34 protein-coding genes are annotated in these 26,057 nt (G+C 35.3%); 13 read left to right on the top strand and 21 right to left on the bottom strand.

Annotation, left to right across the window (positions count from 1 at the left end; all coding sequences use genetic code 11):
- Positions 1-30: 30 nt before the first annotated feature.
- Positions 31-522, top strand: coding sequence for a 2-C-methyl-D-erythritol 2,4-cyclodiphosphate synthase (gene ispF, locus F933_RS05415; RefSeq protein ID WP_005059095.1), 492 nt, complete (start codon positions 31-33; stop codon positions 520-522).
- On the opposite strand, the gene F933_RS05410 is transcribed toward ispF, so the two are convergent.
- From F933_RS05410 to F933_RS05400, 3 genes are all read right to left on the bottom strand, one after another.
- A complete protein-coding gene (locus F933_RS05410; protein ID WP_005059094.1) occupies positions 510-1,034 on the bottom strand; it encodes a protein tyrosine phosphatase family protein in 525 nt (174 codons plus the stop codon). The genes ispF and F933_RS05410 overlap by 13 nt on opposite strands.
- A 141-nt stretch (positions 1,035-1,175) precedes the next feature.
- Positions 1,176-2,096, bottom strand: a complete 921-nt coding sequence (gene argF, locus F933_RS05405; RefSeq protein ID WP_005054194.1) for an ornithine carbamoyltransferase — start codon at positions 2,094-2,096, stop codon at positions 1,176-1,178.
- 113 nt (positions 2,097-2,209) lie between these two features.
- Positions 2,210-2,851, bottom strand: coding sequence for a TetR/AcrR family transcriptional regulator (locus F933_RS05400; protein ID WP_005059093.1), 642 nt, complete (start codon positions 2,849-2,851; stop codon positions 2,210-2,212).
- 170 nt (positions 2,852-3,021) lie between these two features.
- Between F933_RS05400 and F933_RS05395 the strand changes: the two genes are divergently transcribed.
- On the top strand, positions 3,022-3,690 hold the full coding sequence (locus tag F933_RS05395; RefSeq protein ID WP_005059092.1) for an SOS response-associated peptidase family protein: 669 nt from the start codon (positions 3,022-3,024) through the stop codon (positions 3,688-3,690).
- 47 nt (positions 3,691-3,737) lie between these two features.
- Here F933_RS05395 and F933_RS05390 read toward each other — a convergent pair whose 3' ends face one another.
- Positions 3,738-4,202, bottom strand: a complete 465-nt coding sequence (locus F933_RS05390) for a MarR family winged helix-turn-helix transcriptional regulator (protein ID WP_005054191.1) — start codon at positions 4,200-4,202, stop codon at positions 3,738-3,740.
- 705 nt (positions 4,203-4,907) lie between these two features.
- A complete protein-coding gene (locus tag F933_RS05385; protein WP_005059091.1) occupies positions 4,908-5,768 on the bottom strand; it encodes an alpha/beta hydrolase family protein in 861 nt (286 codons plus the stop codon).
- A gap of 131 nt (positions 5,769-5,899) precedes the next feature.
- Between F933_RS05385 and F933_RS05380 the strand changes: the two genes are divergently transcribed.
- Positions 5,900-6,355 (top strand): hypothetical protein, encoded by a 456-nt coding sequence (locus tag F933_RS05380; protein ID WP_005059090.1) that lies wholly within the window; start codon positions 5,900-5,902, stop codon positions 6,353-6,355.
- A gap of 29 nt (positions 6,356-6,384) precedes the next feature.
- On the opposite strand, the gene F933_RS05375 is transcribed toward F933_RS05380, so the two are convergent.
- Positions 6,385-6,627, bottom strand: coding sequence for a hypothetical protein (locus F933_RS05375; protein WP_005054188.1), 243 nt, complete (start codon positions 6,625-6,627; stop codon positions 6,385-6,387).
- A gap of 361 nt (positions 6,628-6,988) precedes the next feature.
- Positions 6,989-8,290 (bottom strand): branched-chain amino acid transport system II carrier protein, encoded by a 1,302-nt coding sequence (gene brnQ, locus F933_RS05370; RefSeq protein WP_034710483.1) that lies wholly within the window; start codon positions 8,288-8,290, stop codon positions 6,989-6,991.
- A gap of 355 nt (positions 8,291-8,645) precedes the next feature.
- On the opposite strand from brnQ, the gene map reads away from it, so the two are divergent.
- On the top strand, positions 8,646-9,440 hold the full coding sequence (gene map, locus F933_RS05365) for a type I methionyl aminopeptidase (RefSeq protein ID WP_005059088.1): 795 nt from the start codon (positions 8,646-8,648) through the stop codon (positions 9,438-9,440).
- A 23-nt stretch (positions 9,441-9,463) separates the two neighbouring features.
- On the opposite strand, the gene F933_RS05360 is transcribed toward map, so the two are convergent.
- Both F933_RS05360 and F933_RS05355 read right to left on the bottom strand, forming a co-directional pair.
- Positions 9,464-10,387: a LysR family transcriptional regulator gene (locus F933_RS05360; protein WP_005054185.1), complete on the bottom strand. Its 924-nt coding sequence runs from the start codon at positions 10,385-10,387 to the stop codon at positions 9,464-9,466.
- A gap of 51 nt (positions 10,388-10,438) precedes the next feature.
- Positions 10,439-10,870: an HD domain-containing protein gene (locus F933_RS05355; RefSeq protein ID WP_005059086.1), complete on the bottom strand. Its 432-nt coding sequence runs from the start codon at positions 10,868-10,870 to the stop codon at positions 10,439-10,441.
- Positions 10,871-10,949: 79 nt separating this feature from the next.
- Here F933_RS05355 and F933_RS05350 point away from each other — a divergent pair, with 79 nt between their 5' ends.
- Entirely contained in the window at positions 10,950-11,273 is a 324-nt protein-coding gene (locus tag F933_RS05350) for a hypothetical protein (RefSeq protein ID WP_005059084.1), read from the top strand.
- 49 nt (positions 11,274-11,322) lie between these two features.
- On the opposite strand, the gene grxD is transcribed toward F933_RS05350, so the two are convergent.
- Positions 11,323-11,664, bottom strand: a complete 342-nt coding sequence (gene grxD / locus F933_RS05345) for a Grx4 family monothiol glutaredoxin (protein WP_005054182.1) — start codon at positions 11,662-11,664, stop codon at positions 11,323-11,325.
- Between the two features lie 163 nt (positions 11,665-11,827).
- Between grxD and F933_RS05340 the strand changes: the two genes are divergently transcribed.
- A complete protein-coding gene (locus tag F933_RS05340; protein WP_005059083.1) occupies positions 11,828-13,042 on the top strand; it encodes an aspartate aminotransferase family protein in 1,215 nt (404 codons plus the stop codon).
- 58 nt (positions 13,043-13,100) lie between these two features.
- On the opposite strand, the gene F933_RS05335 is transcribed toward F933_RS05340, so the two are convergent.
- From F933_RS05335 to F933_RS05325, 3 genes are all read right to left on the bottom strand, one after another.
- A complete protein-coding gene (locus F933_RS05335) occupies positions 13,101-13,532 on the bottom strand; it encodes a CBS domain-containing protein (RefSeq protein ID WP_005054180.1) in 432 nt (143 codons plus the stop codon).
- A gap of 137 nt (positions 13,533-13,669) precedes the next feature.
- Complete coding sequence (locus F933_RS05330) at positions 13,670-14,050, bottom strand: DUF2750 domain-containing protein (protein WP_005059082.1); 381 nt, start codon at positions 14,048-14,050, stop codon at positions 13,670-13,672.
- Positions 14,051-14,439: 389 nt separating this feature from the next.
- Entirely contained in the window at positions 14,440-14,673 is a 234-nt protein-coding gene (locus F933_RS05325; RefSeq protein WP_005054178.1) for an SEL1-like repeat protein, read from the bottom strand.
- A 226-nt stretch (positions 14,674-14,899) separates the two neighbouring features.
- On the opposite strand from F933_RS05325, the gene F933_RS05320 reads away from it, so the two are divergent.
- The 6 genes from F933_RS05320 to F933_RS05295 all read left to right on the top strand — a co-directional run bounded on the left by F933_RS05320 (position 14,900) and on the right by F933_RS05295 (position 19,197).
- Positions 14,900-15,259, top strand: coding sequence for a hypothetical protein (locus F933_RS05320; RefSeq protein WP_005054177.1), 360 nt, complete (start codon positions 14,900-14,902; stop codon positions 15,257-15,259).
- A 108-nt stretch (positions 15,260-15,367) separates the two neighbouring features.
- The gene (locus tag F933_RS05315; protein ID WP_005059080.1) at positions 15,368-15,697 is read left to right on the top strand and encodes a hypothetical protein; all 330 of its coding nucleotides are present in this window, start codon (positions 15,368-15,370) and stop codon (positions 15,695-15,697) included.
- A 117-nt stretch (positions 15,698-15,814) separates the two neighbouring features.
- Positions 15,815-16,936 (top strand): signal recognition particle-docking protein FtsY, encoded by a 1,122-nt coding sequence (gene ftsY, locus F933_RS05310; protein ID WP_005059079.1) that lies wholly within the window; start codon positions 15,815-15,817, stop codon positions 16,934-16,936.
- Between the two features lie 174 nt (positions 16,937-17,110).
- The gene (locus tag F933_RS05305; protein WP_005059077.1) at positions 17,111-17,707 is read left to right on the top strand and encodes a nitroreductase family protein; all 597 of its coding nucleotides are present in this window, start codon (positions 17,111-17,113) and stop codon (positions 17,705-17,707) included.
- A gap of 220 nt (positions 17,708-17,927) precedes the next feature.
- Positions 17,928-18,611: a YccT family protein gene (locus tag F933_RS05300; RefSeq protein ID WP_005059076.1), complete on the top strand. Its 684-nt coding sequence runs from the start codon at positions 17,928-17,930 to the stop codon at positions 18,609-18,611.
- Between the two features lie 64 nt (positions 18,612-18,675).
- Entirely contained in the window at positions 18,676-19,197 is a 522-nt protein-coding gene (locus F933_RS05295) for a GNAT family N-acetyltransferase (RefSeq protein ID WP_005059074.1), read from the top strand.
- Positions 19,198-19,525: 328 nt separating this feature from the next.
- Here the strand turns inward: F933_RS05295 and F933_RS05290 are convergent, their stop codons facing one another.
- From F933_RS05290 to F933_RS05255, 8 genes are all read right to left on the bottom strand, one after another.
- The gene (locus tag F933_RS05290; protein ID WP_005059072.1) at positions 19,526-19,822 is read right to left on the bottom strand and encodes a cyd operon YbgE family protein; all 297 of its coding nucleotides are present in this window, start codon (positions 19,820-19,822) and stop codon (positions 19,526-19,528) included.
- 3 nt (positions 19,823-19,825) lie between these two features.
- Complete coding sequence (cydX, locus tag F933_RS16985) at positions 19,826-19,927, bottom strand: cytochrome bd-I oxidase subunit CydX (protein ID WP_004653762.1); 102 nt, start codon at positions 19,925-19,927, stop codon at positions 19,826-19,828.
- A 14-nt stretch (positions 19,928-19,941) separates the two neighbouring features.
- The gene (gene cydB / locus F933_RS05280) at positions 19,942-21,087 is read right to left on the bottom strand and encodes a cytochrome d ubiquinol oxidase subunit II (protein WP_005059070.1); all 1,146 of its coding nucleotides are present in this window, start codon (positions 21,085-21,087) and stop codon (positions 19,942-19,944) included.
- Positions 21,084-22,661: a cytochrome ubiquinol oxidase subunit I gene (locus F933_RS05275; protein WP_005059068.1), complete on the bottom strand. Its 1,578-nt coding sequence runs from the start codon at positions 22,659-22,661 to the stop codon at positions 21,084-21,086. Before F933_RS05275 ends, cydB begins: the two co-directional genes overlap by 4 nt.
- Positions 22,661-22,852, bottom strand: coding sequence for a cytochrome oxidase putative small subunit CydP (gene cydP, locus F933_RS05270; protein WP_005054167.1), 192 nt, complete (start codon positions 22,850-22,852; stop codon positions 22,661-22,663). The genes F933_RS05275 and cydP overlap by 1 nt, the downstream gene beginning before the upstream one ends.
- A gap of 557 nt (positions 22,853-23,409) precedes the next feature.
- The gene (locus tag F933_RS05265) at positions 23,410-24,021 is read right to left on the bottom strand and encodes an OB-fold-containig protein (RefSeq protein WP_167539072.1); all 612 of its coding nucleotides are present in this window, start codon (positions 24,019-24,021) and stop codon (positions 23,410-23,412) included.
- A 22-nt stretch (positions 24,022-24,043) separates the two neighbouring features.
- Positions 24,044-24,349: a Rieske (2Fe-2S) protein gene (locus tag F933_RS05260; RefSeq protein ID WP_155757850.1), complete on the bottom strand. Its 306-nt coding sequence runs from the start codon at positions 24,347-24,349 to the stop codon at positions 24,044-24,046.
- Positions 24,350-24,365: 16 nt separating this feature from the next.
- Complete coding sequence (locus tag F933_RS05255) at positions 24,366-25,379, bottom strand: adenosine kinase (protein ID WP_005059065.1); 1,014 nt, start codon at positions 25,377-25,379, stop codon at positions 24,366-24,368.
- Positions 25,380-25,420: 41 nt separating this feature from the next.
- On the opposite strand from F933_RS05255, the gene F933_RS05250 reads away from it, so the two are divergent.
- Positions 25,421-25,939, top strand: coding sequence for a GNAT family N-acetyltransferase (locus F933_RS05250; protein ID WP_005059064.1), 519 nt, complete (start codon positions 25,421-25,423; stop codon positions 25,937-25,939).
- Positions 25,940-26,057 lie beyond the last annotated feature (118 nt).

Below are 26,057 nucleotides of genomic sequence, written 5' to 3'. Positions count from 1 at the left end.
TGTTCAGTATATTGTAAAAGGAAAAATTATATGGTTGCTCAAATTCGTGTTGGACAAGGGATCGATGTACATGCTTTTGAAGAAGGAAATTTTGTTACTTTAGCAGGTGTTCAAATTCCTCACACACAAGGTCTCAAAGCACATTCAGACGGTGATGTAGTGTTGCATGCATTGTGTGATGCATTGCTTGGTGCGCTCGCGTTGGGGGATATTGGACAACATTTCCCCGATACTGACCCAGAATATAAAGGTGCAGATAGTCGTCTATTACTTAAACATGTATATCAGCTTATTATAGATCGAGGTTATCAACTGAATAATGCCGATATTACCGTAGCTTGTGAGCGTCCTAAACTTGCTAAACATAATCTAGAAATGCGTCAAAGTATTGCTGATGTTCTAGATGTTGATGTCACTCAAATCAGTATCAAAGCGACAACGACAGAAAAATTAGGTTTTACTGGTCGTCAAGAAGGTATCTTGGCAACAGCGACGGTTTTAATCTCTCATCATGCAAAATGATCGGCATTTATAAGCGATAATTGTAATTCTTGCGTTGCTTTGCGACCTTGAAGTTGTAAAGTAATGCTGTGAATTAAACCAGTCCAAGTCTCATTCGGTTCCCAAATTTGATGTAAAATTTCTTGGGCGGTTGGCATATCAATATTCATATAAAACTGTCGATATAAATACATCAAACTACTAACACGCATGTTTTTAGCACAATGTAACCAAACAATTTCATTTTGAACAATATGATCAATTAAATCTAAAACCAATAAACACTGTTCAGAACATGGAACATCCCAATCTATCGGGATATGAATGTAATTTAATCCTAAATCTAAACAAATTTGATCTTGGTTATTTAAATAGTTTTCCGATTTACTAGTCGCTAAGTTAATAACAGTACTGCAACCATATTCTTTAATCTGTTTTAACTGCTCAGCATTTGGTTGAGCTGAACTAAACAAATGTTCATGTACTAAAGAAAAGCTTGGTATTTGAGATAAAACTTGTTCAAGTGTAGTCATAACGTCCGCTGTTCAATGAGTGAGGTTCTCGTATAATGAGAAACTTATTCTAAAAGGCTTAACTTACTATAAGTGTTTTTATTAAAGCGTTCAATTTATAAGAGGTAAAAAAACAGCATCCGAAGATGCTGTTGATATGGATTAATCTTTTTTCATATTTTCATTGAGTAGGAATTCCATCAATGCTTTTTGTGCATGCAGACGATTTTCAGCTTCATCCCATACGACCGCATTTTTGTGGTCAAGCATGTGTTCAGAAATTTCTTCACCACGATGTGCAGGTAAACAATGCATAAATAGACAATCAGGATGTGCTAAATCCATTAATTTTTCATTTACTTGGAAATCTGCAAAAGCTTTTTCACGTAATTTCTGTTCTTCTTCTTGTCCCATGCTTGCCCAGACATCAGTGACAATTAAATCAGCATTTACAGCTGCATCTTCAGCATTGTTAAAGACTTCTACACAGTCAGCAAATTCAGCTAGAAATTCAGGTTTAGGTTCATAACCTTCAGGAGAGCCAATTTTAAGTTTGAAACCCATCATATGAGCTGCTTCAATATATGAATTACACATATTGTTGCCGTCACCAATCCATGCAACCGTCTTACCTGCAATACTGCCACGATGTTCTTGGAATGTTTGTAGGTCTGCAAGTAGTTGGCAAGGATGATGATCGTCTGTAAGCCCATTAATAAGCGGAACTTTTGAGTACGATGCAAAACGTTCAACGATGTCATGGCCAAAGGTACGAATCATGACTATATCAAGCATACTTGATATAACACGTGCTGAATCTTCGATGGGTTCTCCACGACCTAATTGAGTGTCACGTGGAGATAAAAAGATAGCACTACCACCAAATTGACAAATCCCAGCTTCAAAAGAAATACGAGTACGGGTACTCGATTTTTCAAAGATCATTCCTAAGACTTTACCAACAAAAGGTTGATATACCGTATTGCTATGTTGCATACGTTTAAGTTCTTGAGCGCGGTCAAGAATGCGTTGCAATTCTAGAGATGAAAGGTCACGTAAAGTTAGGAAATGACGAAGCGCCATAATTACTCCCACAATAATTATTGAATAAAAACAATAATTAACTGCTGTATAATGGGTGGTGAAGAAAAAACGAATTGAGTACTATACTACACGACTAAGAAAAAGCAAAAGAATTAGACTTTTTGATGAGCTTTTAAAAACAACTCTACGCAATAATCAATATAATCATATACTTCTTTATCATTCTCACAAACGTTAAGTCCCATCAGAATGCGCCATTCAACATCCCTTAATATTCCAAAATACATGGTGGCAGAAAAAAGCGGCTGAGTGCAAAAAATTTGATTATTTACATGTGCTTGCTCAAGCGCAGATGAAATGGTGTTTTGAATATTCAAAGCACATTTATCGTAAAAATAATTTGCTAACTGAACATCTTTTTGGGTTTGTTCAGTAAACATGCGCATGAATGCAATATTATCTGCTTTGATAATGTGTTGATAAAAACGTTGAAGTGTATTGCTTAAATAATGTTTTAAACTCACAGACTCAGGATCATAGGGTACGCAAACACCGTTAAAAAAGACCTCTCTTCGATAATCACAAATCGCTGTAAATAAACCTTCTTTATTTCCAAAATATTTGTAAATTGAAGTCTTGGAACCACCAGCATGATTGACAATATCGTCTAGTGAAACAGCATCATAACCTTTCTCAAGAAACAAGTCAGTTGCACAGAGTAATAGTGCAAGTCTTCTTTCTTGACCACGACGGGTTATGGGTTGTTCACAGGATGGATAACAAATATCAGTCATTACATTCAATTGGTGTGTTGGTAATGATTTATTATAGCAAAAACCATATATTTTGTATGGCTATAAAGTGCATTGAATGTAGCAGAAAGCTTACATGTTTTATTTATTGAGCGTAGGTTGTTAAACTTATGTTCAATCGTCTTTTTCTGAAGATAAAAGTTAAATCATAAATGTGTGCCAATTTCAAACCAATCACGAGTGAGCAAGTGAAACAACTTGGACTACCAGATATTCCGTTTGAATATGTGGATGAAATATATCCTGGTTATAAAGCACCGCTGTTATTTAAATCTGAATTTGGCTTAGAGTGGCGTGTAGTGCTTTTTGGTCTAATCCCTAAATGGGCGGAAGATACGAGTATTGCAAAACATACTTACAATGCTAGGCATGAAACTATTTTTCAGAAACCAAGTTTTCAAGAAGCAGCTTATAAATGTAAATTTGGTGTTATTCCAGTTTCTGAGTTTTATGAGAGTAAGTATATTGACCTTAAACCACAAAGATGGGGAGTGAGAAGACAAGATCAGCATGCTTTTTATATCGCTGCGCTATATGAAATTAGAAAACTAGATAATCAAATTATTCGTTCTGCTGCAATGCTAACACTCGATGCAATTGATCATGCAATGATGAAAGATTTCCATGAACCTGGCGATGTGAAGCGATCTGTTGTAATTATTCCACATGACCGTTTAGATGAATGGCTCAGTATAAGTCAACCTGAACAGTTGAAAAAATTTATGCAAGGTTTTCCTGTGGACGAATATGAGTGTTCGCATGTACCGAAAATCAAATTAAAAAAAGACACACCACAATTAAATATCTTTGAGGATTTTTGAAAGTTTATATGAAAAAGCTCCATTTTTTGGAGCATTTTCAACTGAAATTAACGCGCTAAGTTTTTAAACATATGTCGTAAAATTTCCATGGTTTTTTCAATTTGCAAAGGGGTCAAGCCATCAAATGATTGCTCTAAAATGACAGAAGTAAGATCGTTGATTTTGGTAATCATTTCTGTACCTTTGTCGGTAAGAAAAACGCGAGTAATACGACCATCTTCTTTACATGAATAGGTTTCAATATATCCTTCGTCTTTTAAACGATAAACAATTTTAGTTGTAGTCGACATTTTTGAAATGACCATGTCTGAGAGTTCAGAAACACTTGCATGGGGTTTTACATTCAAAGCAATTAAAATACGACGGCGAGAATTGTCTAAACCATATTTTTTTAGCACGTTATCGATGTTTTGAACGTACTGAGCATTTACTTGAGAAATCCAGTAATATGGGAAGTCTTCTAAGTTAAATGATTCGGCTGTAGGTAAAAAACGCGCATATTTTTTAGGCATTTACTTATTTCCTATGCTTGTTGCACGGAGTTGCAAAAAACAACTCTCAGATCCTATGAAATGACTACAAACAGTTTATTGCTAGAAAATTAGAAACTTGAATTTTCCAACAATCTCTTTATAGCAAATCTTCTTAAAAATTGCTTTTAGACTAAATATATTTTGAATAATTGAAAACATCATAAGTCCATTTAAAAATGTTAATAATGATGATTTTAGCTATTCATTTAACCCCAAGAGTCTATCTTCAATTTTGCATTCTAACGTATTTGTAGAACAATCGTATTGTAGAAAATAAATACAAAATATGACGTGACTTTTTTGATAAAAAGTTATGTCTTAAATGTCATAAAAATACGAAATCAATATATTTATAAAATAAATAAGAGTCAATAAGATAACTAATACAATTATTTGGATTTATCGGTTGGTTAAAAAATAGCATATTTTTATAGTTGAAAAAGATGAATAAATACATTCTTTATCACATTTTTTCTGTATTTTTACATTTTTAGCTCTATTTCTAACAGGGTAAATGTAGTTTAGATTAAAAAAAAGGGAAGTTATTTAGATAAGATTATCAATTTATTGATTTTTCTGATATCACTAATCATGAATATTGGGGATAAATTTAAAAAGACGCATCTAAACAGGATTACAGATTTAGATGCGTTAAAACGAAAAGTTGGTTACTCGTAAGAGAGATTATACTTGCAATTCTTTTGCTAAAACTGGCCAGAGTTTTTGATGTGATTTTTTAAACATCAACATATGACCAATTTTTTGATAGCCATGTTGTTTTGGATTTAATTCAATAAAGTTTGTTTGTGCATTGGGATACAGTCTTAAAAGATCTTTTACATTTACCTGTGTTGCAATCTCATCATCTGTCGCCCAGAACGAAGTAATTGGACATTGAATTTCATTATGAAAATCATCAAAAATACTTTTACCGATCGCATTCATTACATAGCCAGGTTGACTACAAAACTCAGCCCATTGTTTTGCGACATTCTTTGGTAAATTTTCACCCATACCGATGAACTGAGTTGCACCATAACCTTTTAAAAAGCTTGAAACTGGAAAAATCACATTAAACATGACAGGGGCAAGTAATTTTGTTTTACCCTTTAAGCCTTTTACATGTCCTGTTGAACCAGCAATCGCCAATACTTTTGCAACTTTATGATAATTGGGGTTAATTCCTAATAATTGTCCACCTGCACTGTGACCGATAATAATCACTTTCTCAGCATGTGTAAGATTGATTAAACTTTCAATTGCAGCGGGGATATCTAATAGACCCCAATCATTAATGCTTGCATTAGAATCTTTAAGTTTGCCATGTAGAGACTTCCCAATACCTCTAAAATCAAAGCTAAGGACAGCATAACCTTGCTGATTTAACCATTCGGCAAATGAATTATAAAATGTCTTAGTAATTCCTGTTGCTGGACAAATAAGAATTGGATAAGGCTTATCTTCTTGTAAAGGTGCAGAATAATATTGTGCAGCAAGTTGATAACCATCTTTACAACTTATCCAAAATGATTCAAAGCTGTTCATTATTAAATACTCATTTGTGATGCTTTGTTCTACTGTACATAAGTTCCAAAAAGAAACTTGATCAAAGAATGACTTTAAAGTCAAATTTTAGGTAAGATATCATTTTTAAAATGAAAATTTATGAGATAGGGATGATCTATTTAACTCAAGCGACACAGTTAGCTATAGTATTTAGCGGTATATTTCTTTGGGTGGGTATGTTAACTGGCGTTTGGAAATATTATGAGATTAGAAAAAACACGCAGGCGAGAGCTCATTACTATGTAGATATTGCTCATCGAAGTAGTTTGCTTTACGCGGCTGCAAGTCTGATTTTAGCTGCGCTGAGTTTTTTTACAGTATTAACAGATACTTTGGCTTTATTCTGTGTAATTGCTAATTTGTTCTTTTTTTCGATGTCGATTATTACCTACATTATTCATGGTTTTTTAAAAGATACCAGTAATCAATTTAAGCAGCCTCATCAACTCGGCAAATGGACATTACCCACATGGTGTATGACATTGATTATGTTAAGTCTTATTATCGTGGAATTGGGTGCAACAGCAGTTTTAGTGGTAGGAACAATAGTTAAATTTATGCATTAAAAAAGGATGATTGCTCATCCTTTTTTTATTTAAAAATTCTTTTGGCGCTCAGCGCTCATCTTTCGAAACTTTCGATCGATAATCCCCCACGTACAAAAGGCGACTGAGACAACTAAAGCATATACAAAATATTCAGGCTTTAAATTGCCCTTAATTGTACCTTGTAGCAACAGTGTTGCCATTAGTGCAATTGTGGTGATTGCATATACCATTGAATCATTAGCCTTCAGAGAATTAATGAAGACTTGCTTATTGAAATGTATTGATAACATCTCCATCCCTCCTTGTGTCGTAGTGACAAAAAACAAATCGTTTTTGTCGGAATTAATATTAAAGTTGTACTGCTAATCTTTAGGTATTACAAGAGCTAATCTGACTATTTTTAAAATAAATTTATGAATGTATTGATTTATATGATGTTTGAATATTTTCTGTATGTATTTATACTATTTATTTGTAAAATATTCTTGGTTATTTTTACATTTTGAAAAACTTATCAATTTGAGAAATGTGAGTAATGATTGTTTGATAAAAAGATTTGTCGTAAACAAAAAATGCAGATTTGATAAAACAACATTTTTTGTATAGCTAAAATAATGTTTGGGTAAAACACGATTTTAACGACAAATCATTTTAATTTTTAATAACAATCAATCGATCAATGATAATCGCAATAACAAGAACAATCATCGATGGGAGTAACCATGCTAGATTTTGTTCATTCAATGGCAAATGATTGATGAAACTAGGTAGTTTATTGCTGAATCCCGCGGCTTTAATTGCTTCAATTATCCCAAATAGAAATGCGATACTAGTAACTGAACCGACGATAATAGATGGTTTATTCCAGTGTTTCCAAAAGAAACTTAGCATGATAACCACAATCGCTGGAGGGTAGATTGCACTTAAAACAGGTACAGAAAAAGCAATTAATTTGGTTAATCCAAGGTTAGAAATGATTAATGAGAAACCAATAAGAATGAAAACCAATAATTTATACGGTAGACCAGTGAGCTCTGTAAAATATTCTGCACAAGCGCACGTTAAGCCAATTGCTGTCACCATACATGCTAGAAAAATCAAACCTGTTAAAAACAAAGAGCCTAGATCGCCGAAAGCGTGTTGTACATATGCATGTAGAATAACTGCACCATTATCCGCATTTGCAGCAACTTCATGGCTACCTAAACCCAGTTTAAATAAACTGATATAAACCAGAGTCAATCCGACACCCGCAATTAAGCTTGCGATAATTGCATACTTGGTAATGAGTTTTGAGTCTGTAACACCGCGAGATTGAATGGCTTGAATAATCACAATACCAAAAACCAAAGCACCTAAAGTATCCATGGTTAAATAACCATTTACAAAACCTTCAGAGACTGGACTTGTCACATACTTATGTACTGGCGGTGAAATATAACCAGTTGGAATTAAAATTGCTGCGATGCCCAAAATGGCTAATGCAATAATTTTTAACGGCGCTAAGACATGACCAACAGTGTCTAAAAGTTTGTTTGGATATAGAGAAACTGCTGTCACTAAGACAAAGTAAATCACACTGTAAATAAAAAGGCTGCTACTAGATGTACCAAAGTAGGGTGCAAATCCTATTTCATAAGAAACGGTTGCCGTTCTTGGTGTTGCAAATAGTGGACCTACTGATAAATAGCAGACGATAGTAAGCAGTAAACTAAAAAATCGTCCTAAAGGTGAACTAATGACTTCAATAGAGCCTTGCATGCGAGATAAAGCCATAATGGTAATCACAGGTAAGCCAACTGCGGTGATGAGAAATCCAAAAGCAGCTAGCCATACGTGTTCACCAGCTTGTTGAGCAACAATTGGTGGGAAAATAATATTGCCTGCGCCTATGAAAAGGGCAAAGGTCATAAAACCAAGAGCAATAATATCTCCTGTACGAAGATGGTTCATAAAAAGAGGGAGGAATAAAATAAAAGTGCGAATTCTAGACCAAAATTGCATTCATTTGAAACTAATTTTATGTGAATTTGATTCATTTTTGACTAAAAAGAACTTATTAAAATCATATAATTAACAATGGTAAATTTAATTGGTTGAAATGCTAATAAAACTTTAAAAATACGAATTTAGCTATTAGTAGTTGTGCTAAGAGTTGAAATTAAATGTAAAATAATAAATATCTTTTAGTCTTAAAGTGATTGAAGAATTTCGTACGAAGGCGTAAAAGTATTGACTTAACAATTGCAACACAAGCAATTGATCTGCATTTAGAAATTAATTTTTATTGTTGAATAAGGAAACTCGGATGAGAGCTTCTACTGTGACCATTAAATCTGAAGAAGATATTGAGAAATTACGTATCTCAGGTCGTTTGGCGGCACAAGTTTTAGAAATGATAGGAGCCTATATTAAGCCGGGTATTTCAACTGAATACTTAGATGACATTTGTAATGATTATATTGTTAATACATTACAAGTTATTCCTGCAAATGTGGGTTATCACGGTTTCACGAAAACGACATGTATATCAGTTAATGAAGAGGTTTGTCACGCTATTCCATCACCAAAAAAGATTCTTCAAGAAGGTGATATTCTAAATATTGATGTTGCTGTTATTAAAGATGGATATTTTGGTGATACCAGCCGTATGTATTTTGTAGGAGAGCCAACGTCCGAAGCGAAAAAATTGGTTATTACAACGTATGAAGCAATGCTTGCAGGTATTCGTACTGTAAAACCAGGAGCCACTTTAGGTGATATTGGTTATGCAATTCAATCTGTTGCTCAAGCTGAAGGTTTTAGTATCGTTCGAGAGTATTGTGGTCATGGTATTGGTCGAATTTATCATGAACAACCTAATATTCTGCATTATGGGCAAAAAGGTCAGGGCATGACTTTAAAGAAAGGTATGGTTTTCACAATCGAACCAATGGTGAATGCCGGGAAACCGCATGTTAAAGAATTAAGTGATGGTTGGACAGTTGTTACTAAAGACAAATCTCTATCTGCACAGTGGGAGCATATGGTTGCTGTAACTGACGATGGATTTGAGTTATTAACCCCTTGGCCAAATGGTACGGGTACTTACTCTCCAATTTAATTTGATTGAATAAAAAAGCTTGATTAGAAATCAGGCTTTTTTATTGTGGAGCATAGCGTTAACTTTTCTACTAAATAGTCAATAAATACACGAACCGCGGGTAATAAACCTCTTCGTGATGGATAAACAGCATGGAAAATACCATGTGGAGCAGTCCACTCTGGTAAGACTTTGACTAATTGACCTGATTTTACAAAGTCTTGTGCAATACTGTCTGGTAGTAAAGCGATACCACAGTTTTGAGTTGCTAATTCAGCTAACATGAGTAGATTAGATCCCATGATCACTGGATTAACTTTAATTTTCTTCTGCTGTTGATCGGGACCACTAAGTAAAAAGTTTTGATCAAGGTGATCTTCAGCCATACTAATAATACGGTGGTCGTTAAGTTGTTCGGGATCTTTTAGATGACCAAATTCATTTAGATATGCTTGGCTCGCAAATAGTCTTTGTTCAATCGCTTCAAATTGTCTAAGTATTAGGTTTGGATCTTCATCAAGTTTTGAGCGCACTCGTAAAGCAAGATCAATTCCTTCATTAATTACATCGACTCGACGGTTCGTCACCATCATTTGAACACGCACTTCAGGATATTTTTTCAAAAAAGCAGGTAGAATTTTTGCCATTTGATTTTGTGCAATATCCACTGGAACGCTGACTTTTATTACACCACGAGGCTCGCTACTTAAATGATTGACGACATCATGTGCGGCTTGAGCTGCATTCATCATCACTTGAGCATGACGATAAACATCCATACCAATATCTGTGACAGCAAAGTGACGTGAACTACGTTGAATAAGACGGACGCCTAATTGCTCTTCGAGGTTATAAACACGACGGCTCAGTTTTGATTTTGGAATGTCAGTGGCACGTTCAGCAGCACTAAACCCACCATGCTCTACAACAAGTGCAAAGCAATAAAAATCATCTAAATCCGTTAGCATTACGCTATAAACTCCAGCTTGTATAACCCAGTAAAATCATTTTAAGTAAGTTTAATAGGTATTTTTCATTAGTAGAATCTCTTGAACTCGTTGATATTCTTTCAAACGTTCGAAATCTTTAACGGTTGGTGATGGAATTCGAGATATGTCCATATTGTCATTGATATCTGCCAATTTAACAACACGTGCTAGAGAATTTTGTACCGTTCGTTTTGCTGCTTCGATTCTTGTTTCACCATCATGTTTTGTTAGAGACTCGATTGCCTCAATGATATGGGATTGAAAGCCTAAACTACGCAAATCACTGCTAGTGGTTTCGGTGTCTTCTAATATGTCATGTAAAACAGCAATAATCTTATGGTCAATGGTAGGGACATTCAACATCACCCTGAGCGGATGTAAAATATAAGGTGCATTGGCTTTGTCAACTTGACCAGCATGTTGCTTAGCAGCAAATTCAATAGCGATTTCAAGTGTTGCCATCTGCTAAAAGCTCCTATTTAAGATAGATTAGCGTGTCATATTCTTTTAAAATGATTCAAATTTTTTATGCATCATTACTATGTCATATCAACTCATTGAGATCACCGATTCAACTCAAAATGTTCCATGTCCATACTGTAACAGCGCTGTTTTAGATTGGGATCAAGAACAATATATTCAGCCTTGCGAACATACTATATTTATCGCGATGGATTTGGGTTTTGAATTTATTGCAGATCGCTTCGATGAGGTTTTAACGCAATCCGTTGAAGAAATTCATGAAGATCCGAATATGAATATTTTTGCGACCGTAACTCAGGCGAGTTATCCATCAATGCAGATTTATAAGACTGATTTAGGTGTTGAGGGTTTGTTTCGTTATATAGGATTTAGTAAAGATTAAACTTAGATTCAATAAAAGCCAATCATTTGATTGGCTTTTATTTTAAAACTTATGCTTCTGGAGCAGCGCTATATTGTTCAACTAATGGTTTCAATTCGCCATTTTGGAACATTTCAAGCATGATATCGCTACCACCAATAAGCTCGCCATTGATCCATAACTGTGGAAACGTAGGCCAGTTTGCAATTTGAGGTAAAGTTGCACGAATATCTTGATTTTCTAAGATATTTACATAGGCAAATGGACGACCAATTTGGCTAAGTGCTTCTACTGCACGAGCAGAAAAACCACATTGCGGAAATTGTGGAGTGCCTTTCATGTAAAGTAAAACAGGGTGTTTCGCAATTTGATCACGAATTAACGCTACTGTATCACGCGCTTGTTCCGTCATAGATAGATCCTCAACTAATCTCGGCAAATTATATACTGAAAAGTCGTTGTTGAGCTATTGCTAAAGTTTTTTCTTATATAAATGTGAGTTTGAGCTTTCAATCTGTTCAAGTTTTTGCTTATATAACTTTTTTCACCACAACTAATGATAGATTGAGTTTGATATGACTAATATTACTCTTGCTCCAGTGCAACCTGATCAACCATCACACCTTATGGCTACCTATGGTCGCCAAGCGATCAGTTTTGTACGAGGACGAGGGGCATACTTATATACAGCAGATGGCACTGAATATTTAGATGCTTTAACAGGAATTGCTGTATGTGGTTTAGGTCATGCCCATCCTGTGATTGCTGAAGCAATTGCTGAACAAGCTGCAACATTAGTCCATACCAGTAATTTATTTGAAATTCCTTGGCAAACTGCAGCGGCGCAAAAACTTGCAGAAGTGTCTGGAATGGAAGAAATCTTCTTTTCAAATAGTGGGGCTGAATCAAATGAAGGAGCAATTAAAATTGCACGTAAATTTGGTTCGCAACAAGGGATCAATAATCCAAAAATTATCGTGGCGGAACAGTCGTTTCATGGTCGTACTCTAGCAACCTTATCAGCGACAGGAAATAAGAAAGTTCAAGAAGGTTTTGCACCATTGGTGGATGGATTTGTACGTGTTCCATTTGGTGACATTGAAGCAATTCAAGAAGCAGCGATTAATCATCCTGATATAGTTGCAATCCTGATTGAACCGATCCAAGGGGAAGGTGGGGTGAATACTGCACCACAAGGTTTTAGCTATTTAGAAGAAGTTCGCGCGCTATGTAACCAACATAATTGGTTAATGATGCTTGATGAAATTCAAACAGGTAATGGGCGTACTGGTAAATATTTTGCTTATCAACATACCAATATCATTCCTGATGTTATGACGACTGCGAAGGGTTTGGGTAATGGTTTTCCTGTGGGTGCAGTCATGACACAAGGCAAAGCTGTAGGAATTTTAGGTGCAGGTAGTCATGGCTCAACTTATGGCGGAACGGTGCTTGGTTCACGTGTTGTATATACTGTGATTGATACATTACAGCAAGAAAAAGCAGTAGAAAACGCTGCAACTGTTGGTAAATATATTGTTGATCAGTTGAGAGCGCAATTAGCTGAATATAATGTACAAGTACGCGGTTTCGGTATGATGATTGGTATTCAACTCCCTAAAGACTGTGCTGAACTGGTTGCGATTGCACGTGATGAATATCAGTTAATTATCAATGTGACGGCTGGGTCGGTTGTTCGTTTACTTCCACCATTAAATATGACACATGAACAAGCTGATGAATTATTAAAGCGTCTTGTTGCTGCAATTCAGGATTTTTTGAAAGCATGATCTAAACTTTGAGAAATAAAAAGGGCAATCAATTGCCCTTTTTTTTCGAGATAATGATTTAACCAGAAATATATTGTTGAAGCTGCTCAATCAGAACACGTTGATCATCCATAGCTGCTTTAACTAAATCACCAATTGAAATAAATCCGACTAATTTTTCATTTTCTAATACAGGTAAATGACGTAAATGACGATCTGTCATTAAGTTTAAACATTCTTCGACAGTATTATTTAGACTCACAGAAATAACTTTTGAAGTCATAATATCTGAAACAGGTGTGTTATTTGATGAACGTTCCATCAGTGCAATTTTACGTGTGTAGTCACGTTCAGAGAAAATTCCTACAACTTTTTCGTCTTCAGCAACAACCAAAGCACCTACACCTTTTTCAGCCATAATTTTAATTGCTTCAAGTACAGTAGCATTTGGAGAAATCGTAAAAATTGATTGAACAGCTTTATTCTTGATGACTTGAGCAACGATTGTCATTGTTTATCCACCTGTGTTGTATTGTCATTTTCATTTAACTTAACTGTATTTATTTTAAATGCAAAGCCCTAATTTACGAACAATGATAACTTTCTTTAATGATTGTCTAAAAAGTCATCATTGTTATAAATATCTATTTAAGCAGGGATTGCTAACTGCTGATGCTGCATAAAAAAGAAATGCTGCATTTGCTGAGTAGAAAGTTTAAATTTGCGATGTGAAGAATTGAACAAAGCAGGTTGAACTTGTAATCGAGTTAAAGTCGGTAGCAACGACTCGTGAAAGTCTTTAGGTGTGATTTTACGAGGTTTGTAGTTTTTCCAATTTGATTTTGCATAGCGATGTGCTTGAACACCATTTAACCAAAAAGGGAATACTGGCCCATCAACATCAGACTTAATAGCCCAACCTTGATCATAAAGACCCCAAAGTACGCCGCAATACATCATCGTTTTTAAAATTGAGATTTTAATCATCAATTCTTTTGATACTGGCTGAAAATCGTTAAACCGATACATGTGAGTTAACTGATATTATTAAAAATTATGATTTATTATAAGAACTTTAGATGTCATTAATGTTTAAACAATTGATCTAAATCGTAAGCAAATATTGTATGTGTGATTAAATTGGCAATTTTACTAAAAAAACATTCATATAAGAAATTACATGTTTAATTGATCAAGATATGAAAAAAGCCTCTAAGTTAAGTAAAGGTTATAAATTTAAATAATATACATAGGGTGTGGTAAAGGAGGATTAATCTTCTTTTTAATCTAGGAAATAATTGATAGCTATAAAAACCACCTGAGCAAGCCAAAGCGACTAAAGCTGTGATGCAGCGTAAGTGAACCATGTTAATTCATTTTAAGTAGGTATAAAAAAACGCCACCTAAGTGACGTTTCATTATGCTTGCATTGTTGCCATCTTTTGCCAATATTGTGCTTTGAGTGAATCGCGTTCAACTCGAAAACCTTGATAATACAATTCTGCTAAAAATAATGCTGCTTTACCGTGACCTGCTTGTGCAACTTCTTCCAATTCTTTCACTGCATCTTGGAAGTTTTTTTGAGATTGAATTGTATTTACTGCGTTTGCATATACATGCTCTAGTTCATGCTGTGTAAAATGCTGAATCATATATAACTCCTTATTTTAATTATGATTACTTCAAATTCTATTCAAAGATACTTTTCTTTGAATTTAAGCTACTTTAACTTCGAATTATGAACTTATTATGACAATAATGCTTGAATTGTCAAATATATTACGTAGCGTTGTGTAATTAAAATCTTACACGATTAAACATTTACAGCAAATATTTTTAAGTAGAATCAAAATGAGAATAATAGAAAAGGAGAATAACATGTCAAATGTAATCGATGGAGTAAACTTTGATGTTCCACCATCAGAAAATCAAATCATTGCTTTAGCTCACCATCATCGTAAGTTACTTGATGAAGCAATATTTCATCAAGAAATTCACCTAGGTGATTATTGTCTAGCCCAACGTAAAAGGGTATACGATTTCGCAAGTCATCTTCCAGCGGATCAAAAAGATCGCTTTTATGAAATTTATAATGGTGAATTGCAGCGAATTGCGGATGAGGATGATTTACATCCTGCTGATGCGGAAAGTGGCGTCGGGATGTTCGCTATTTTTTTAACTCTCGTTATCATTGCGTTCATTTTGTATTTTGCTTTTGTTCGCACAATAATGAGTTAATCAGAGATAAGCTTCACGTTCAATAAGTTGTGTAATTGTGACTTATTGGACGTTGGACTTGTTCTTGGCGAATCAGAAACATACACTACTTCTAATTCGAGGTAGCTCATGTTTTCAATACTTTCTAAACAGAAACTAATGCAATCCAAATTAGGATTCAGATTAGACCAATTTTATAATATTTTGGTCGCCATTATTATTTTGTCCATTTTTATACTTGCTTACTCCGCGTTGCAACGTCCTATTAGCAAAGTTCAATATAAACAAATTGTTCAGTTTTCTGCTCAAGCAAGTCATCCTAAAACACAAAAAATGGCAAAAGATATACTGGAGCAGACGCAGTTGCATCGCATGGATTATCTGAAACTTCTCAATGCTTATCAATTTGAATCAAATGGTATTAAGCAATATCCAGCAATGGCACAAGAAGATGAGTGAGTTTTAGTCAGTTTATTTTTATTTATAAATGAATGGTTTGCCTCGGTCGGGAAAAAGAAATCGAATTGTGCTAGACTAGCGATCTTTTTATAAAGCTGCTTTTTTCAAGGAATCGACATGCAACAGCAATCGAATATGCAAAACAAATTCTTGATAGATGCTGACATCGGTGATGACGATGTCACATTACCGAATTTACCTGCAGTCGATGTTCCAATTATTGATGAACCAGCGGTAAAAAGCTCAACTGAGACGCCAATTACGACTCCAGTTAGTGAGCCAGTTGAAACACAAGTTACTGAAGAAGCTAAAACAGGTGGTTTTTTTGGTCGAATGAAAGATGGTTTGACTAAAACGCGTCGTAGCTTCACTGATGGTATGGTCAATATTTTGATTGGCGGTAAAGAAATTGATGATGAGCTTCTAGAAGAGGTTGAAGAGCAATTACTTATTGCTGATATTGGTGTGGACGCGACAAAAACAATCATCACCAATTTGACCGAACGAACTGCACGTGGCGATTTAATTTATTCACATGCACTTTATAAAGCTTTGCAAGAAGAGCTGGTTGCCTTGCTTGCTCCACGTGTAAAACCTTTGCATATAGATCCAAACAAATCGCCATATGTGATTTTGATGGTCGGTGTAAATGGTGTCGGTAAAACCACTACCATTGGTAAATTAGCAAAACGCTTACAAGGTGAAGGTAAAAAAGTCATGCTTGCAGCGGGCGATACTTTCCGTGCAGCAGCGACCGAACAACTTCAAATTTGGGGAGACCGTAATGATATTCCTGTGGTTGCTCAAGGGCATGGTGCTGATAGCGCATCTGTGATTTTTGATGCTTTTGAAAGTGCTAGAGCGAAAGGAATTGATGTATTAATCGCAGATACAGCAGGTCGTTTACAAAATAAAGCTAACTTAATGGAAGAACTCAAAAAAGTTAAGCGTGTTATGCAAAAAATTGATGCAACTGCTCCGCATGAAATTATGCTGATTGTAGATGCGGGTACAGGTCAAAATGCAATTAACCAAGTGCAATTATTCGACGAAGCTGTTGGCTTAACGGGGATTACGATTACGAAGTTGGATGGCACTGCCAAAGGTGGTGTGTTATTCAATATTGCAAGCCGTACCCATGTGCCAATTCGTTATATTGGTGTCGGTGAAAAGATTGATGATTTACGTCCATTCTCAGCAAAATCATTTGTCGCTGCATTGTTTGAAACTGATAAGTGATTAATATATATTAAAAAAACCCACATCGTGTGGGTTTTTTTATGACTAGAAAAATTGTATTGTTTCAAAAATAAAACGATCTGTCATATTTATTGGGCTGTTTCATTAAAATGAGCCGTTATAAACTACATTCAATCCAAGATAACACCCTAAGGGTAAAAGAGGCATAACAAGATGAGTAACTTTCTAAATAGCATCAAAGCACGTCGTACAATTTATGCAATTGGTAAAAATGTATCGGTTGATCAGGCAATAATCGAAGAAACGATTCGTGAGGCGGTTAAACAAAGCCCATCATCATTTAACTCTCAAACATCACGTGTTGTGACTTTATTTGGTGAATCTCACACCAATTTTTGGAATATTGTACGTGAAACTTTGCGTAAAATTGTACCTGCTGAAGCCTTTGAAGGTACAAATGCAAAAATTGATAGTTTCTCAGCAGGTTTTGGTACAGCATTATTCTATGAAGATCAAGATGTCGTAAAAGCTTTACAAGAGCAATTTGCATTATATGCTGATAATTTCCCAGTTTGGTCTGAACATTCGACTGCAATAGCACAGTTTGCAACTTGGACTGCATTATCTGAAATTGGTATAGGTGCTTCTTTACAGCATTATAATCCAATCGTTGACGCTGAAGTGGCTGAAACATTTGGTATTCCATCAAATTGGAAACTACGTGCTCAGCTAGTATTTGGTTCTATTGAAGCTCCAGCTGGTGAAAAAACCTATATGGATGATGCTGCACGTTTTAAAACTTTTAACTAAGTTAATTCAATATTTAAAAGGGCACTATCAAGTGCTCTTTTTTTTATTTGCACAGAATATTCGCCAAAAGAACTATAGTGCTTAGCATAAGAAATGATGTATATATCTAAAAAAAGCCAAATCGATGGAATAGACAGTTTGGTTTTATGTCATAAAATGGTCACAATCGCATAGCATAGTGCATACGGTTTCATAAATTGTTTTTATCGAGAAGAGTCTAATGTCTTTAAGAGTTGGTGTTGCTGCTTTCGGGTTATTATTAAGTAGTTCTGTTTTTTCAGCTGTCACAATCACTGCACCTGAAGAAATCGTGATTCTTGCTGTAAATGGTCAAGAAGTGAATAATGGTTTGATTCCTTCAAAAAAAAATAACTATCAAGTTGATGCTGGTAATTTAACAGTCAATGTACGCTATCGTGAATATTTTGAACATTTAAACGGTGAGCATGATATCGTTAAATCTAGTGTAGTCACGATTCAAGCAACTGATTTAAAGGATAATCAAGCTTATAATTTAGCGCTTGTGAATGCTCCAAAAGATTTTGATTCTGCAAAAAAATATGCTGATCAACCCACAGTGGCTTTATATGATCAAAATAAAAAACTTGTAGTGCAACAAACAGGCGCAAATAACGAAGCCCAACCTTGGTTCACAGGCAGTAATTTATTGAGTCGTACATTAGATTTGACACAAAAAAATAAAAATAACACAGTTAATCAGCCTGCGCCTGTTTATGCTGGCAATACTTCTCAAGTTGTCACTACAGCGCCTGTTGCAGTTACAACAGCTGCGCCAACAGGTACTATTAAAACAACTGATCAGCAATTGGTTGATTTATGGCAAAAAGCGTCTAAATCAGAGCGTCAAAAATTTATGGCTTGGTTGGCTGGTGAAACGAATTAATAAATACTCTATTTAATAAAAGCCGATGTTATCATCGGTTTTTTATTGACCGTATAAAATAGAAATGTCTTTAAATATTAGAACTGCAAAAGTTGATGATATAGAGCAATTAGTTAAGTTAATTAATTTGGCTTATCGGGCTCAGTCTGATCGAAGTTGGACTACAGAAAAATCATTTGTAGAAGGAAAACGGATTAGCGCAGAACAATTAAGTAGAGACCTAAATCAATCAAATTTTGAATTACTTGTTGGTGAAAATCAACAAGGTTCTTTGGTTGGTTGTATAGGGCTAACTTTTGATCATCGTACCATTGAAATAGGGACTTTTGCGATTGATCCAACAATTCAAAATTTAGGTTACGGCAGAGAACTACTTGATTATGTTGAAGCTTATATTGCACAGAATTATTCGAAAATTCGACATTTAATTATGTATGTATTAGATGTTCGTTCTGAGTTAATTGCATATTATCAACGTCGTGGTTATGAGATTACTGGTCATACAGAGCCTTATCCTATAGATGCTGATGTTGGTCAACCATTAGTTCCGATTCAACTGATTGAAATGAAGAAATTGATTGCATAAAACAAATTGTTTTAATGCTGTTTTTCTTTTGTGGTGGCTTTGATCGTATTCGACAAGTTTTTTGATAATGTAATCACAGTCTAGGACTTTTTGTCATTTAATGAATAGGTTTGTTGGGCACATCAATTACAAAAATTAGATTGGGATAAGTGGAAGACCATATGGAGTTTTTAAGGCTTTATATCAAAAAAACTGAAAATTCAAATTGATAAAGAGTTTAAGTATTTGTTATATTTGATTTCACGCAATTGATTTGTAATGACATTGAAATGGCGTAGTTCAAATAAAAAGAGGAAGTAAGACTTCCTCTTTTTTGTTCGGATTGAAATTAATTACCTAACCAAGTGTAATAACCTAAGATCATTAAAGGCCACGCAATATATGGGCTAAATAACCATTTCCATAACCAAAACCTTGCTATAAATCCAACACCATGAATGAAACCACCTGAAATTCCAATCATCACCAACATAAGCAAACTATGATTGTAGTGACCATTTTCATCTAGCATCAGTGCAGGATGTACTAATAAAATCGCTGCGAGAGGCAATGCCAACAAAAACGAGATGATCATTGCAATGACTTGCGCTTTACTATTCTTCGATGTTGACACGACTTCAGCCATTTATTATTCCTCATCTAAGTCTTGGTGGTGCTCGATATAAAGTGCACTAAGCACTCCAGCGAAACATGCCATCAAAACACCTAGAATCCATGCAAAATACCACATACCACATCTCCTGATTAGTACAAACTATGAGAGTTTTCTTCAATGTGCTTGTTTGAGATGATTCCCCACATTTTGTAATACGACCAAGAGGTATAAATCAAAATGAGTGGAACAAAAATACAGGCAGCAACGGTCATCACGCCAAGTGTTTTATGACTAGAAACAGCATCCCACATTGTTAGGCTAGATGTTGGATCAATACTTGAAGGCAATAAGAACGGGAACAAGGAGAAGCCAGCTGTTAAAATTGCTCCAACAATCATCAGGCTAGTGCCCGTGAAACTCAAAGCTGCTTTATATTTCGCTGCACTGATAATCACCAATAACGCACCCATGATCGCAAAGATTGGTGCAGCCATAGTGATTGGGTACGTTGCATAGTTATTTAACCAACCATGATTTGCATTGGTCACAACGTCTTTAGCAAGTGGATTTAATGCAGCATTAGTATTTACAGTAGTAGCATAGCTATAACCAGAAATATTGCCAAACAATAACCATGCACCAGCAGCTAAAAAGCACACAAGAAATACAATTGCCATAATTTGTGTTGCTTTGGCAGAACGGTTATGCAAGTTTCCATCAGTACGAAGCATTAACCATGCTCCACCATGAGCACACAACATGGATAAGCTAACGATACCGCAAATCAGCGCAAATGGATTTAACAATGCGAAGAAACTACCCGTATATTGTGAACGTAGTGTGTCATCTAAACTAAAGGGTACACCTAAAAACAGGTTGCCAAAGGCTACACCGAAGACCAATGCTGGCACTGCACCACCGATACATAATCCCCAGTCCCAAGATGTACGCCACTGTGTATTTTCTAACTTCGAGCGATAGTCAAAACCGACAGGGCGAAGGAATAGGGCGAATAAGACTAATAAGAGCGCCCAATACATACCTGAAAAGGCAACAGCGTAAACCATAGGCCATGCTGCAAAGAGCGCACCGCCAGCAGTAATGAACCAAACCTGATTGCCGTCCCAGTGAGGAGCAATCGTATTGATTGCTGCTCGGCGTTCTGAATCCGTTTTACCTACAAATGGCATGAGAGCCATTGATCCCATATCGAAACCATCGGTGAGGGCAAAACCTATCAGTAAAACACCAACTAAGACCCACCAGATAATTTTTAGGAGTTCATATTCGATCATGATTGAGCCTCCCCAGTTTTTGCTTCTAGTTTTTCAAAATGATATTTACCAGTATGCAAAGAACTTGGACCTAAACGAGCAAATTTGATCATCAAGTACATCTCAATAATAAGAAGTACGGTATAGAATGCTGCTAACGCGATGATTGATCCCCATACATCAGCGCTACTAATACTTGAAGCCGATAAATGTGTTGGTAGAATTTCACCGATAGACCAAGGTTGACGTCCACCTTCTGCGACATACCAGCCTGTTTGTGCTGCGATCCAAGGAAGTGGAAGGGCAAACAAAGCAAACTTGAGTAACCAAGGTTTATCTTCGGCATTGCGTTTTGCTACAGCCCATGTCGCTAACAGGAATAACAAGAGCATAAGAAAGCCAGAAGCGACCATTGCACGGAAAGAGAAGAATAATGCGGCTACATTTGGAATGGTATCTTTGGTCGCAGCTTGGATATGCGCTTCAGTGGCATCAACCACATTTGGAGAATATTTTTTCAATAACAGACCATAACCTAAGTCTTTTTGATTTTTCTCAAATGAAGCAAGTAACTCAGGTGAACGATCTCCAGCACGAAGTTTTTCTAATTCACTATATGCAACCATACCATTACGAATACGAACTTCATGCTCTTTCATTAAGTCTCTGATACCCGTGACTTGAGTATCTGTCGAGCGCGTTGCAATAATTCCCATCACATAAGGAATTTTGATTGCATAATCAGTGCGCATTTCTTTTTGATTCGGGAGACCAAATAAAGTAAATGCAGCGGGTGCAGGCTCTGTGTGCCATTCAGCCTCAATTGCAGCGAGTTTGGTTTTTTGAACATCACCTAACTCATAGCCTGATTCATCGCCAAGTAGAATCACAGATAATGTTGAAGCTAAACCAAAAATCGCAGCAATTGCAAAAGAGCGGCGTGCAAACGGTAAATCACGTTTCTTTAATAGGTAATAGCTTGAAATAGCGAGGACGAAGATTGCACCTGTTACATAACCAGCAGAAACTGTATGAACAAATTTGACTTGCGCAACAGGGTTAAAAATCAATGCACCGAAATCTACCAATTCCATACGCATCGTTTCGTAGTTAAATGCTGCACCGACAGGATTTTGCATCCAGCCATTAGCGATCAAGATCCATAATGCGGACATGTTAGAACCAATTGCAACTAACCACGTGACCCCTAAATGTTGAACTTTGGATAGGCGATCCCAACCAAAGAAGAATAGACCAATAAAAGTCGATTCAAGGAAGAAAGCCATTAAGCCTTCAATAGCAAGCGGAGCTCCAAAGATATCGCCTACATAGTGAGAGTAATAAGCCCAATTCGTACCAAACTGGAATTCCATTGTTAGACCAGTGGTAACACCTAAGGCAAAGTTAATCCCAAAGAGTTTCCCCCAAAATTTGGTCATATCTTTATAAATTTCTTTACCAGAAATCACATAAGTGGTTTCCATAATGGCAAGAATAAAAGCTAAACCTAAAGTTAAAGGGACGAAAAGAAAGTGATACATCGCGGTCATAGCAAATTGAAACCGCGAGAGATCGACCACGCTTTCAGAAATCATCAACGTGTCTCCTGAGTTTTGGACATGTCACCAGCAATACGCTCGGCAACTTCATTATTAAAATCTTTTGGAATGGTGGGAGCATCAAACCAGATATTTTTAATTACGAGGAGTAATACAATTTTAATAATAAGAATAATTGTAATCTCTCGAATTAATCGCCGATTTGGATCTTGAGAACTTGTGCTCATAGAACCGATCTCATATTTTAAAATCATGTGAAACATTATTAAATATAATTGAATAAAAATAAACTTTTACAGCATTATTTGATTATTTAAATTAAAAATCAATTAAAAACAATATCATATTTTTAATATATTATTATTTAAAGTGTTTTTATTTTTATCCAACTAAAATGATAGGGTATCATTATTAATTCTGATTAAAACACTTGTATTTATTCTATTTAAGTTGATTAAAAAGCTTGGATTTAAAAATAATTAATTTTAATTAAAACCTATTAAAATAGTCTGATTATAAAAATATCAATATTTACAATAGGTTAATATTTTAATTACATAAAGCCATCATTTACACTGCATTAGGTGATGAATTCCTACTATATTAGTAAAGTTTTCACCTAAAATTTGAATTTGATGAAGGCGAGTAATTGCTATGAAAGCTTTCAAAAAGTGTTGTTAAAAAAAAGAATAATAAAACTTAATGATAGAGATGGATTTTTGTAAAAATTTGTAAATTTTGGTTTTTGAATAGGAATTTTTCTTATTTGTATTGTCTAAATGACTTAATCTGCAGTAAATAATTTATTAGATGTGGATATTTTTTTTGCCAAATAATGTGAATTTGACTTTTGACTAATTAAAAGTACTTGTGATTGGAGTTCAAGTTCTCCGTACTCGGGTTCTACTTGAACATAATACAATTGTCCGAATTCATTCCTAACTCTAGCTTGTGCTGAAAACCCAGGGCGAGCATTTCCTGTAGAGATCGTAGCTAATCGCCCCACTAGATTGGTATGAGTATGTGTGACTTTAGGTTTTATGACCTGATCTAAACAGTGGATCATAAATACAGTAAAGAAAATATCAATAATTAATGCAGGAATAAAAAGATAATAAGGTGAAATGAAATAGTGCTGTAGAGCAAAAAATGATAATTCTAAAAAATAGCCTGCAAAGCTAAAATTAATCAGTAAAAAAACAAAAATGAGGTATTTAGAAAATTTTACATCTAACAACGGAGAGTTCAATAGCCAGTCGGGAGTCAGCCTTTTGACAAGATGGCTCGGACGTAAGCCGATAAATATTCCAATGGTTTCTGCAATGCTCAGCATAATCAAAGCGACTACGCTCATATGAAATGGCATTAGATAGTAATTAAGAAAAAACTCAGTCATTGCAGAATTCATTTACTGAACATTAATCAATATAAATACCACCATCAGAATGAACTTCCAACTTAACTTTTTCTAGGAAGTCACCGAGACATGGTCCAGATATACATTCACCTGTTTCTACAGAAAATAAAGCCCCATGAGTAGAGCATTGAATATATTCACGGTCTTGGTCTAAAAATTGATTCTCAAGATACTCAAGTTCTGTTTGTAAATGCGGACAAACATTCTGATAGGCATAAAAACTGCCATCTTTTTGGGTAATGAAAATTGTTGTACCTTTCATGGTGTCGTATGTACGAGACTCACGCTCAGGTACTTCTTCAGTCATGCAAATTTTTTCCATTTTAAGCACATTCCTGTTGAGCATTTTTAAATTGTTCAAAAAGTTTGGCATAGTTCGTTACTTCTAAACGCGGACCGAACTGAGCGACGACTTCACTTGAAATAAGAATAGCTAGCTGTGCGGCAGCAACTAAGTTTAAACCTGTATTAATTGCATAGAGAAAAGCACCCGCAAATGCATCACCAGCACCATTGGTATCTACAGCATTTACTTCACGACCAGCAACATGGAATTGTTGTGTTGGATCAACAATTGTCGCTCCATTTGCACCTTGAGTAATCACGATATGTTGATTATTGATTTTTAAAGCTTCAATTGCAGCAGTCAGACTTTCTGTATTGGTAAACATTAAAGCTTCTTGTTCATTACAGAAGAGTAGATCAACACCATCATCCATTAACTCTTCTAATCCTTGGCGAGCATATTGCACCATCGCTGGATCTGATAATGAAAGCGCAATTTTAACCCCATTTGCTTTTGCAATTTCACGAGCTTGCTTTACCGCGGTACGTGCAGTATCACTGGTCGATAAATATCCTTCAATATAGAGCCATTTAGCTGTTTTAAGTGGTTCAAAATCAATTTGCTCATCACTAAGTTCTGCCGTAATGCCAAGGTAGGTATGCATCGTGCGTTCTGAGTCAGGGCTAATCAGTACCATACACGTACCCGTAACACCCTCACTAATAGATTGTTGAGCAGTCTTAATTCCTGCTTCATTTAATCCATTGAGGTAAATCGATCCGAGTTCATCATTACCCACTCGGCAACCATAAAAAGCTGATCCACCTAATGCACTAAATGCCACAGTAGTATTTGCAGCAGAACCGCCACTGGCTTGTCCTTTGTAGACTTGGGTTTGTTGTAATTGTTGATATAAGGTTGCTTGAGTATCACCATCGGTTAACTGCATTGTGCCTTTTTGCAATGCTTGCTGTGTTAAAAACTCATTAGAGACTTTAAATTCTTGGTCAATGAGTGCATTTCCAATTGCAAAAAGATCAACAGTTGCCATGTTAGTCATCACAGTAAAAACAAAAACCAAAGTTTACACTAATGCTCAGATTTACTGTAGTTTGTAGCGAAAAATCAGGTGAGATTATTTATAAAAAGGAGAAAAAGTTGGAAGTGTCGAATCAAGTCACTATCTGTAGAGTTTTAGATCTGTTGAAAGAAATTGATATTCTCATTGATTTTTCTGAACAAGAGGGGTTTCGATTTCTCAAAAGATTAAAACAAGAGTTTATTTCCAAAGATAATTGTTTTAATAAACAGGGTGAAGGATTATTTTTTGCTTATATGAACAATGAACTCGTCGCAGTAGGTGGGTTAAATCAAGATCCATACAATCATTCAACTATGATCGGTCGTTTGCGTCGTTTTTATGTTCATCCGAATTTTCGAAAATATGGAATTGGAAGTCATTTATTAAAAGAAATCGAAAATTTTGCCCAAAAATACTTTTTGGAGCTGCATTTATATACTGATACAGGTGACGCAGCGCAGTTTTATCTTAAGAATGGATATGAATACGTTGCCTTATATAAAACAACTTTTAGGAAAATCATCAACTGATATGATTAAGCGCACTCGCTGATTTTTTCTACAAAAACATAGTAATTTACATGGATATCGATATCTATTCTTAGGTAGACTCTTTATTATCAATTGTAATTACTTAGATAGATAAATT

The sequence above is a fragment of the Acinetobacter beijerinckii CIP 110307 genome, assembly GCF_000369005.1.
GTDB classification, from domain to species: domain Bacteria; phylum Pseudomonadota; class Gammaproteobacteria; order Pseudomonadales; family Moraxellaceae; genus Acinetobacter; species Acinetobacter beijerinckii.
The sequence above is the reverse complement of the archived record's forward strand: the minus strand, read 5'-3'. Positions and strand labels throughout refer to the sequence as shown.

Coding starts and splice junctions, on each gene's coding strand:
- ispF (WP_005059095.1), top strand. CDS start 31: ATGGTTGCTCAAATTCGTGTTGGACAAGGGATCGATGTACATGCTTTT.
- F933_RS05410 (WP_005059094.1), bottom strand. CDS start 1,034: ATGACTACACTTGAACAAGTTTTATCTCAAATACCAAGCTTTTCTTTA.
- argF (WP_005054194.1), bottom strand. CDS start 2,096: ATGGCGCTTCGTCATTTCCTAACTTTACGTGACCTTTCATCTCTAGAA.
- F933_RS05400 (WP_005059093.1), bottom strand. CDS start 2,851: ATGACTGATATTTGTTATCCATCCTGTGAACAACCCATAACCCGTCGT.
- F933_RS05395 (WP_005059092.1), top strand. CDS start 3,022: ATGTGTGCCAATTTCAAACCAATCACGAGTGAGCAAGTGAAACAACTT.
- F933_RS05390 (WP_005054191.1), bottom strand. CDS start 4,202: ATGCCTAAAAAATATGCGCGTTTTTTACCTACAGCCGAATCATTTAAC.
- F933_RS05385 (WP_005059091.1), bottom strand. CDS start 5,768: ATGAACAGCTTTGAATCATTTTGGATAAGTTGTAAAGATGGTTATCAA.
- F933_RS05380 (WP_005059090.1), top strand. CDS start 5,900: ATGATCTATTTAACTCAAGCGACACAGTTAGCTATAGTATTTAGCGGT.
- F933_RS05375 (WP_005054188.1), bottom strand. CDS start 6,627: ATGTTATCAATACATTTCAATAAGCAAGTCTTCATTAATTCTCTGAAG.
- brnQ (WP_034710483.1), bottom strand. CDS start 8,290: ATGAACCATCTTCGTACAGGAGATATTATTGCTCTTGGTTTTATGACC.
- map (WP_005059088.1), top strand. CDS start 8,646: ATGAGAGCTTCTACTGTGACCATTAAATCTGAAGAAGATATTGAGAAA.
- F933_RS05360 (WP_005054185.1), bottom strand. CDS start 10,387: ATGCTAACGGATTTAGATGATTTTTATTGCTTTGCACTTGTTGTAGAG.
- F933_RS05355 (WP_005059086.1), bottom strand. CDS start 10,870: ATGGCAACACTTGAAATCGCTATTGAATTTGCTGCTAAGCAACATGCT.
- F933_RS05350 (WP_005059084.1), top strand. CDS start 10,950: ATGTCATATCAACTCATTGAGATCACCGATTCAACTCAAAATGTTCCA.
- grxD (WP_005054182.1), bottom strand. CDS start 11,664: ATGACGGAACAAGCGCGTGATACAGTAGCGTTAATTCGTGATCAAATT.
- F933_RS05340 (WP_005059083.1), top strand. CDS start 11,828: ATGACTAATATTACTCTTGCTCCAGTGCAACCTGATCAACCATCACAC.
- F933_RS05335 (WP_005054180.1), bottom strand. CDS start 13,532: ATGACAATCGTTGCTCAAGTCATCAAGAATAAAGCTGTTCAATCAATT.
- F933_RS05330 (WP_005059082.1), bottom strand. CDS start 14,050: ATGTATCGGTTTAACGATTTTCAGCCAGTATCAAAAGAATTGATGATT.
- F933_RS05325 (WP_005054178.1), bottom strand. CDS start 14,673: ATGATTCAGCATTTTACACAGCATGAACTAGAGCATGTATATGCAAAC.
- F933_RS05320 (WP_005054177.1), top strand. CDS start 14,900: ATGTCAAATGTAATCGATGGAGTAAACTTTGATGTTCCACCATCAGAA.
- F933_RS05315 (WP_005059080.1), top strand. CDS start 15,368: ATGTTTTCAATACTTTCTAAACAGAAACTAATGCAATCCAAATTAGGA.
- ftsY (WP_005059079.1), top strand. CDS start 15,815: ATGCAACAGCAATCGAATATGCAAAACAAATTCTTGATAGATGCTGAC.
- F933_RS05305 (WP_005059077.1), top strand. CDS start 17,111: ATGAGTAACTTTCTAAATAGCATCAAAGCACGTCGTACAATTTATGCA.
- F933_RS05300 (WP_005059076.1), top strand. CDS start 17,928: ATGTCTTTAAGAGTTGGTGTTGCTGCTTTCGGGTTATTATTAAGTAGT.
- F933_RS05295 (WP_005059074.1), top strand. CDS start 18,676: ATGTCTTTAAATATTAGAACTGCAAAAGTTGATGATATAGAGCAATTA.
- F933_RS05290 (WP_005059072.1), bottom strand. CDS start 19,822: ATGGCTGAAGTCGTGTCAACATCGAAGAATAGTAAAGCGCAAGTCATT.
- cydX (WP_004653762.1), bottom strand. CDS start 19,927: ATGTGGTATTTTGCATGGATTCTAGGTGTTTTGATGGCATGTTTCGCT.
- cydB (WP_005059070.1), bottom strand. CDS start 21,087: ATGATCGAATATGAACTCCTAAAAATTATCTGGTGGGTCTTAGTTGGT.
- F933_RS05275 (WP_005059068.1), bottom strand. CDS start 22,661: ATGATTTCTGAAAGCGTGGTCGATCTCTCGCGGTTTCAATTTGCTATG.
- cydP (WP_005054167.1), bottom strand. CDS start 22,852: ATGAGCACAAGTTCTCAAGATCCAAATCGGCGATTAATTCGAGAGATT.
- F933_RS05265 (WP_167539072.1), bottom strand. CDS start 24,021: ATGACTGAGTTTTTTCTTAATTACTATCTAATGCCATTTCATATGAGC.
- F933_RS05260 (WP_155757850.1), bottom strand. CDS start 24,349: ATGACTGAAGAAGTACCTGAGCGTGAGTCTCGTACATACGACACCATG.
- F933_RS05255 (WP_005059065.1), bottom strand. CDS start 25,379: ATGGCAACTGTTGATCTTTTTGCAATTGGAAATGCACTCATTGACCAA.
- F933_RS05250 (WP_005059064.1), top strand. CDS start 25,421: ATGCTCAGATTTACTGTAGTTTGTAGCGAAAAATCAGGTGAGATTATT.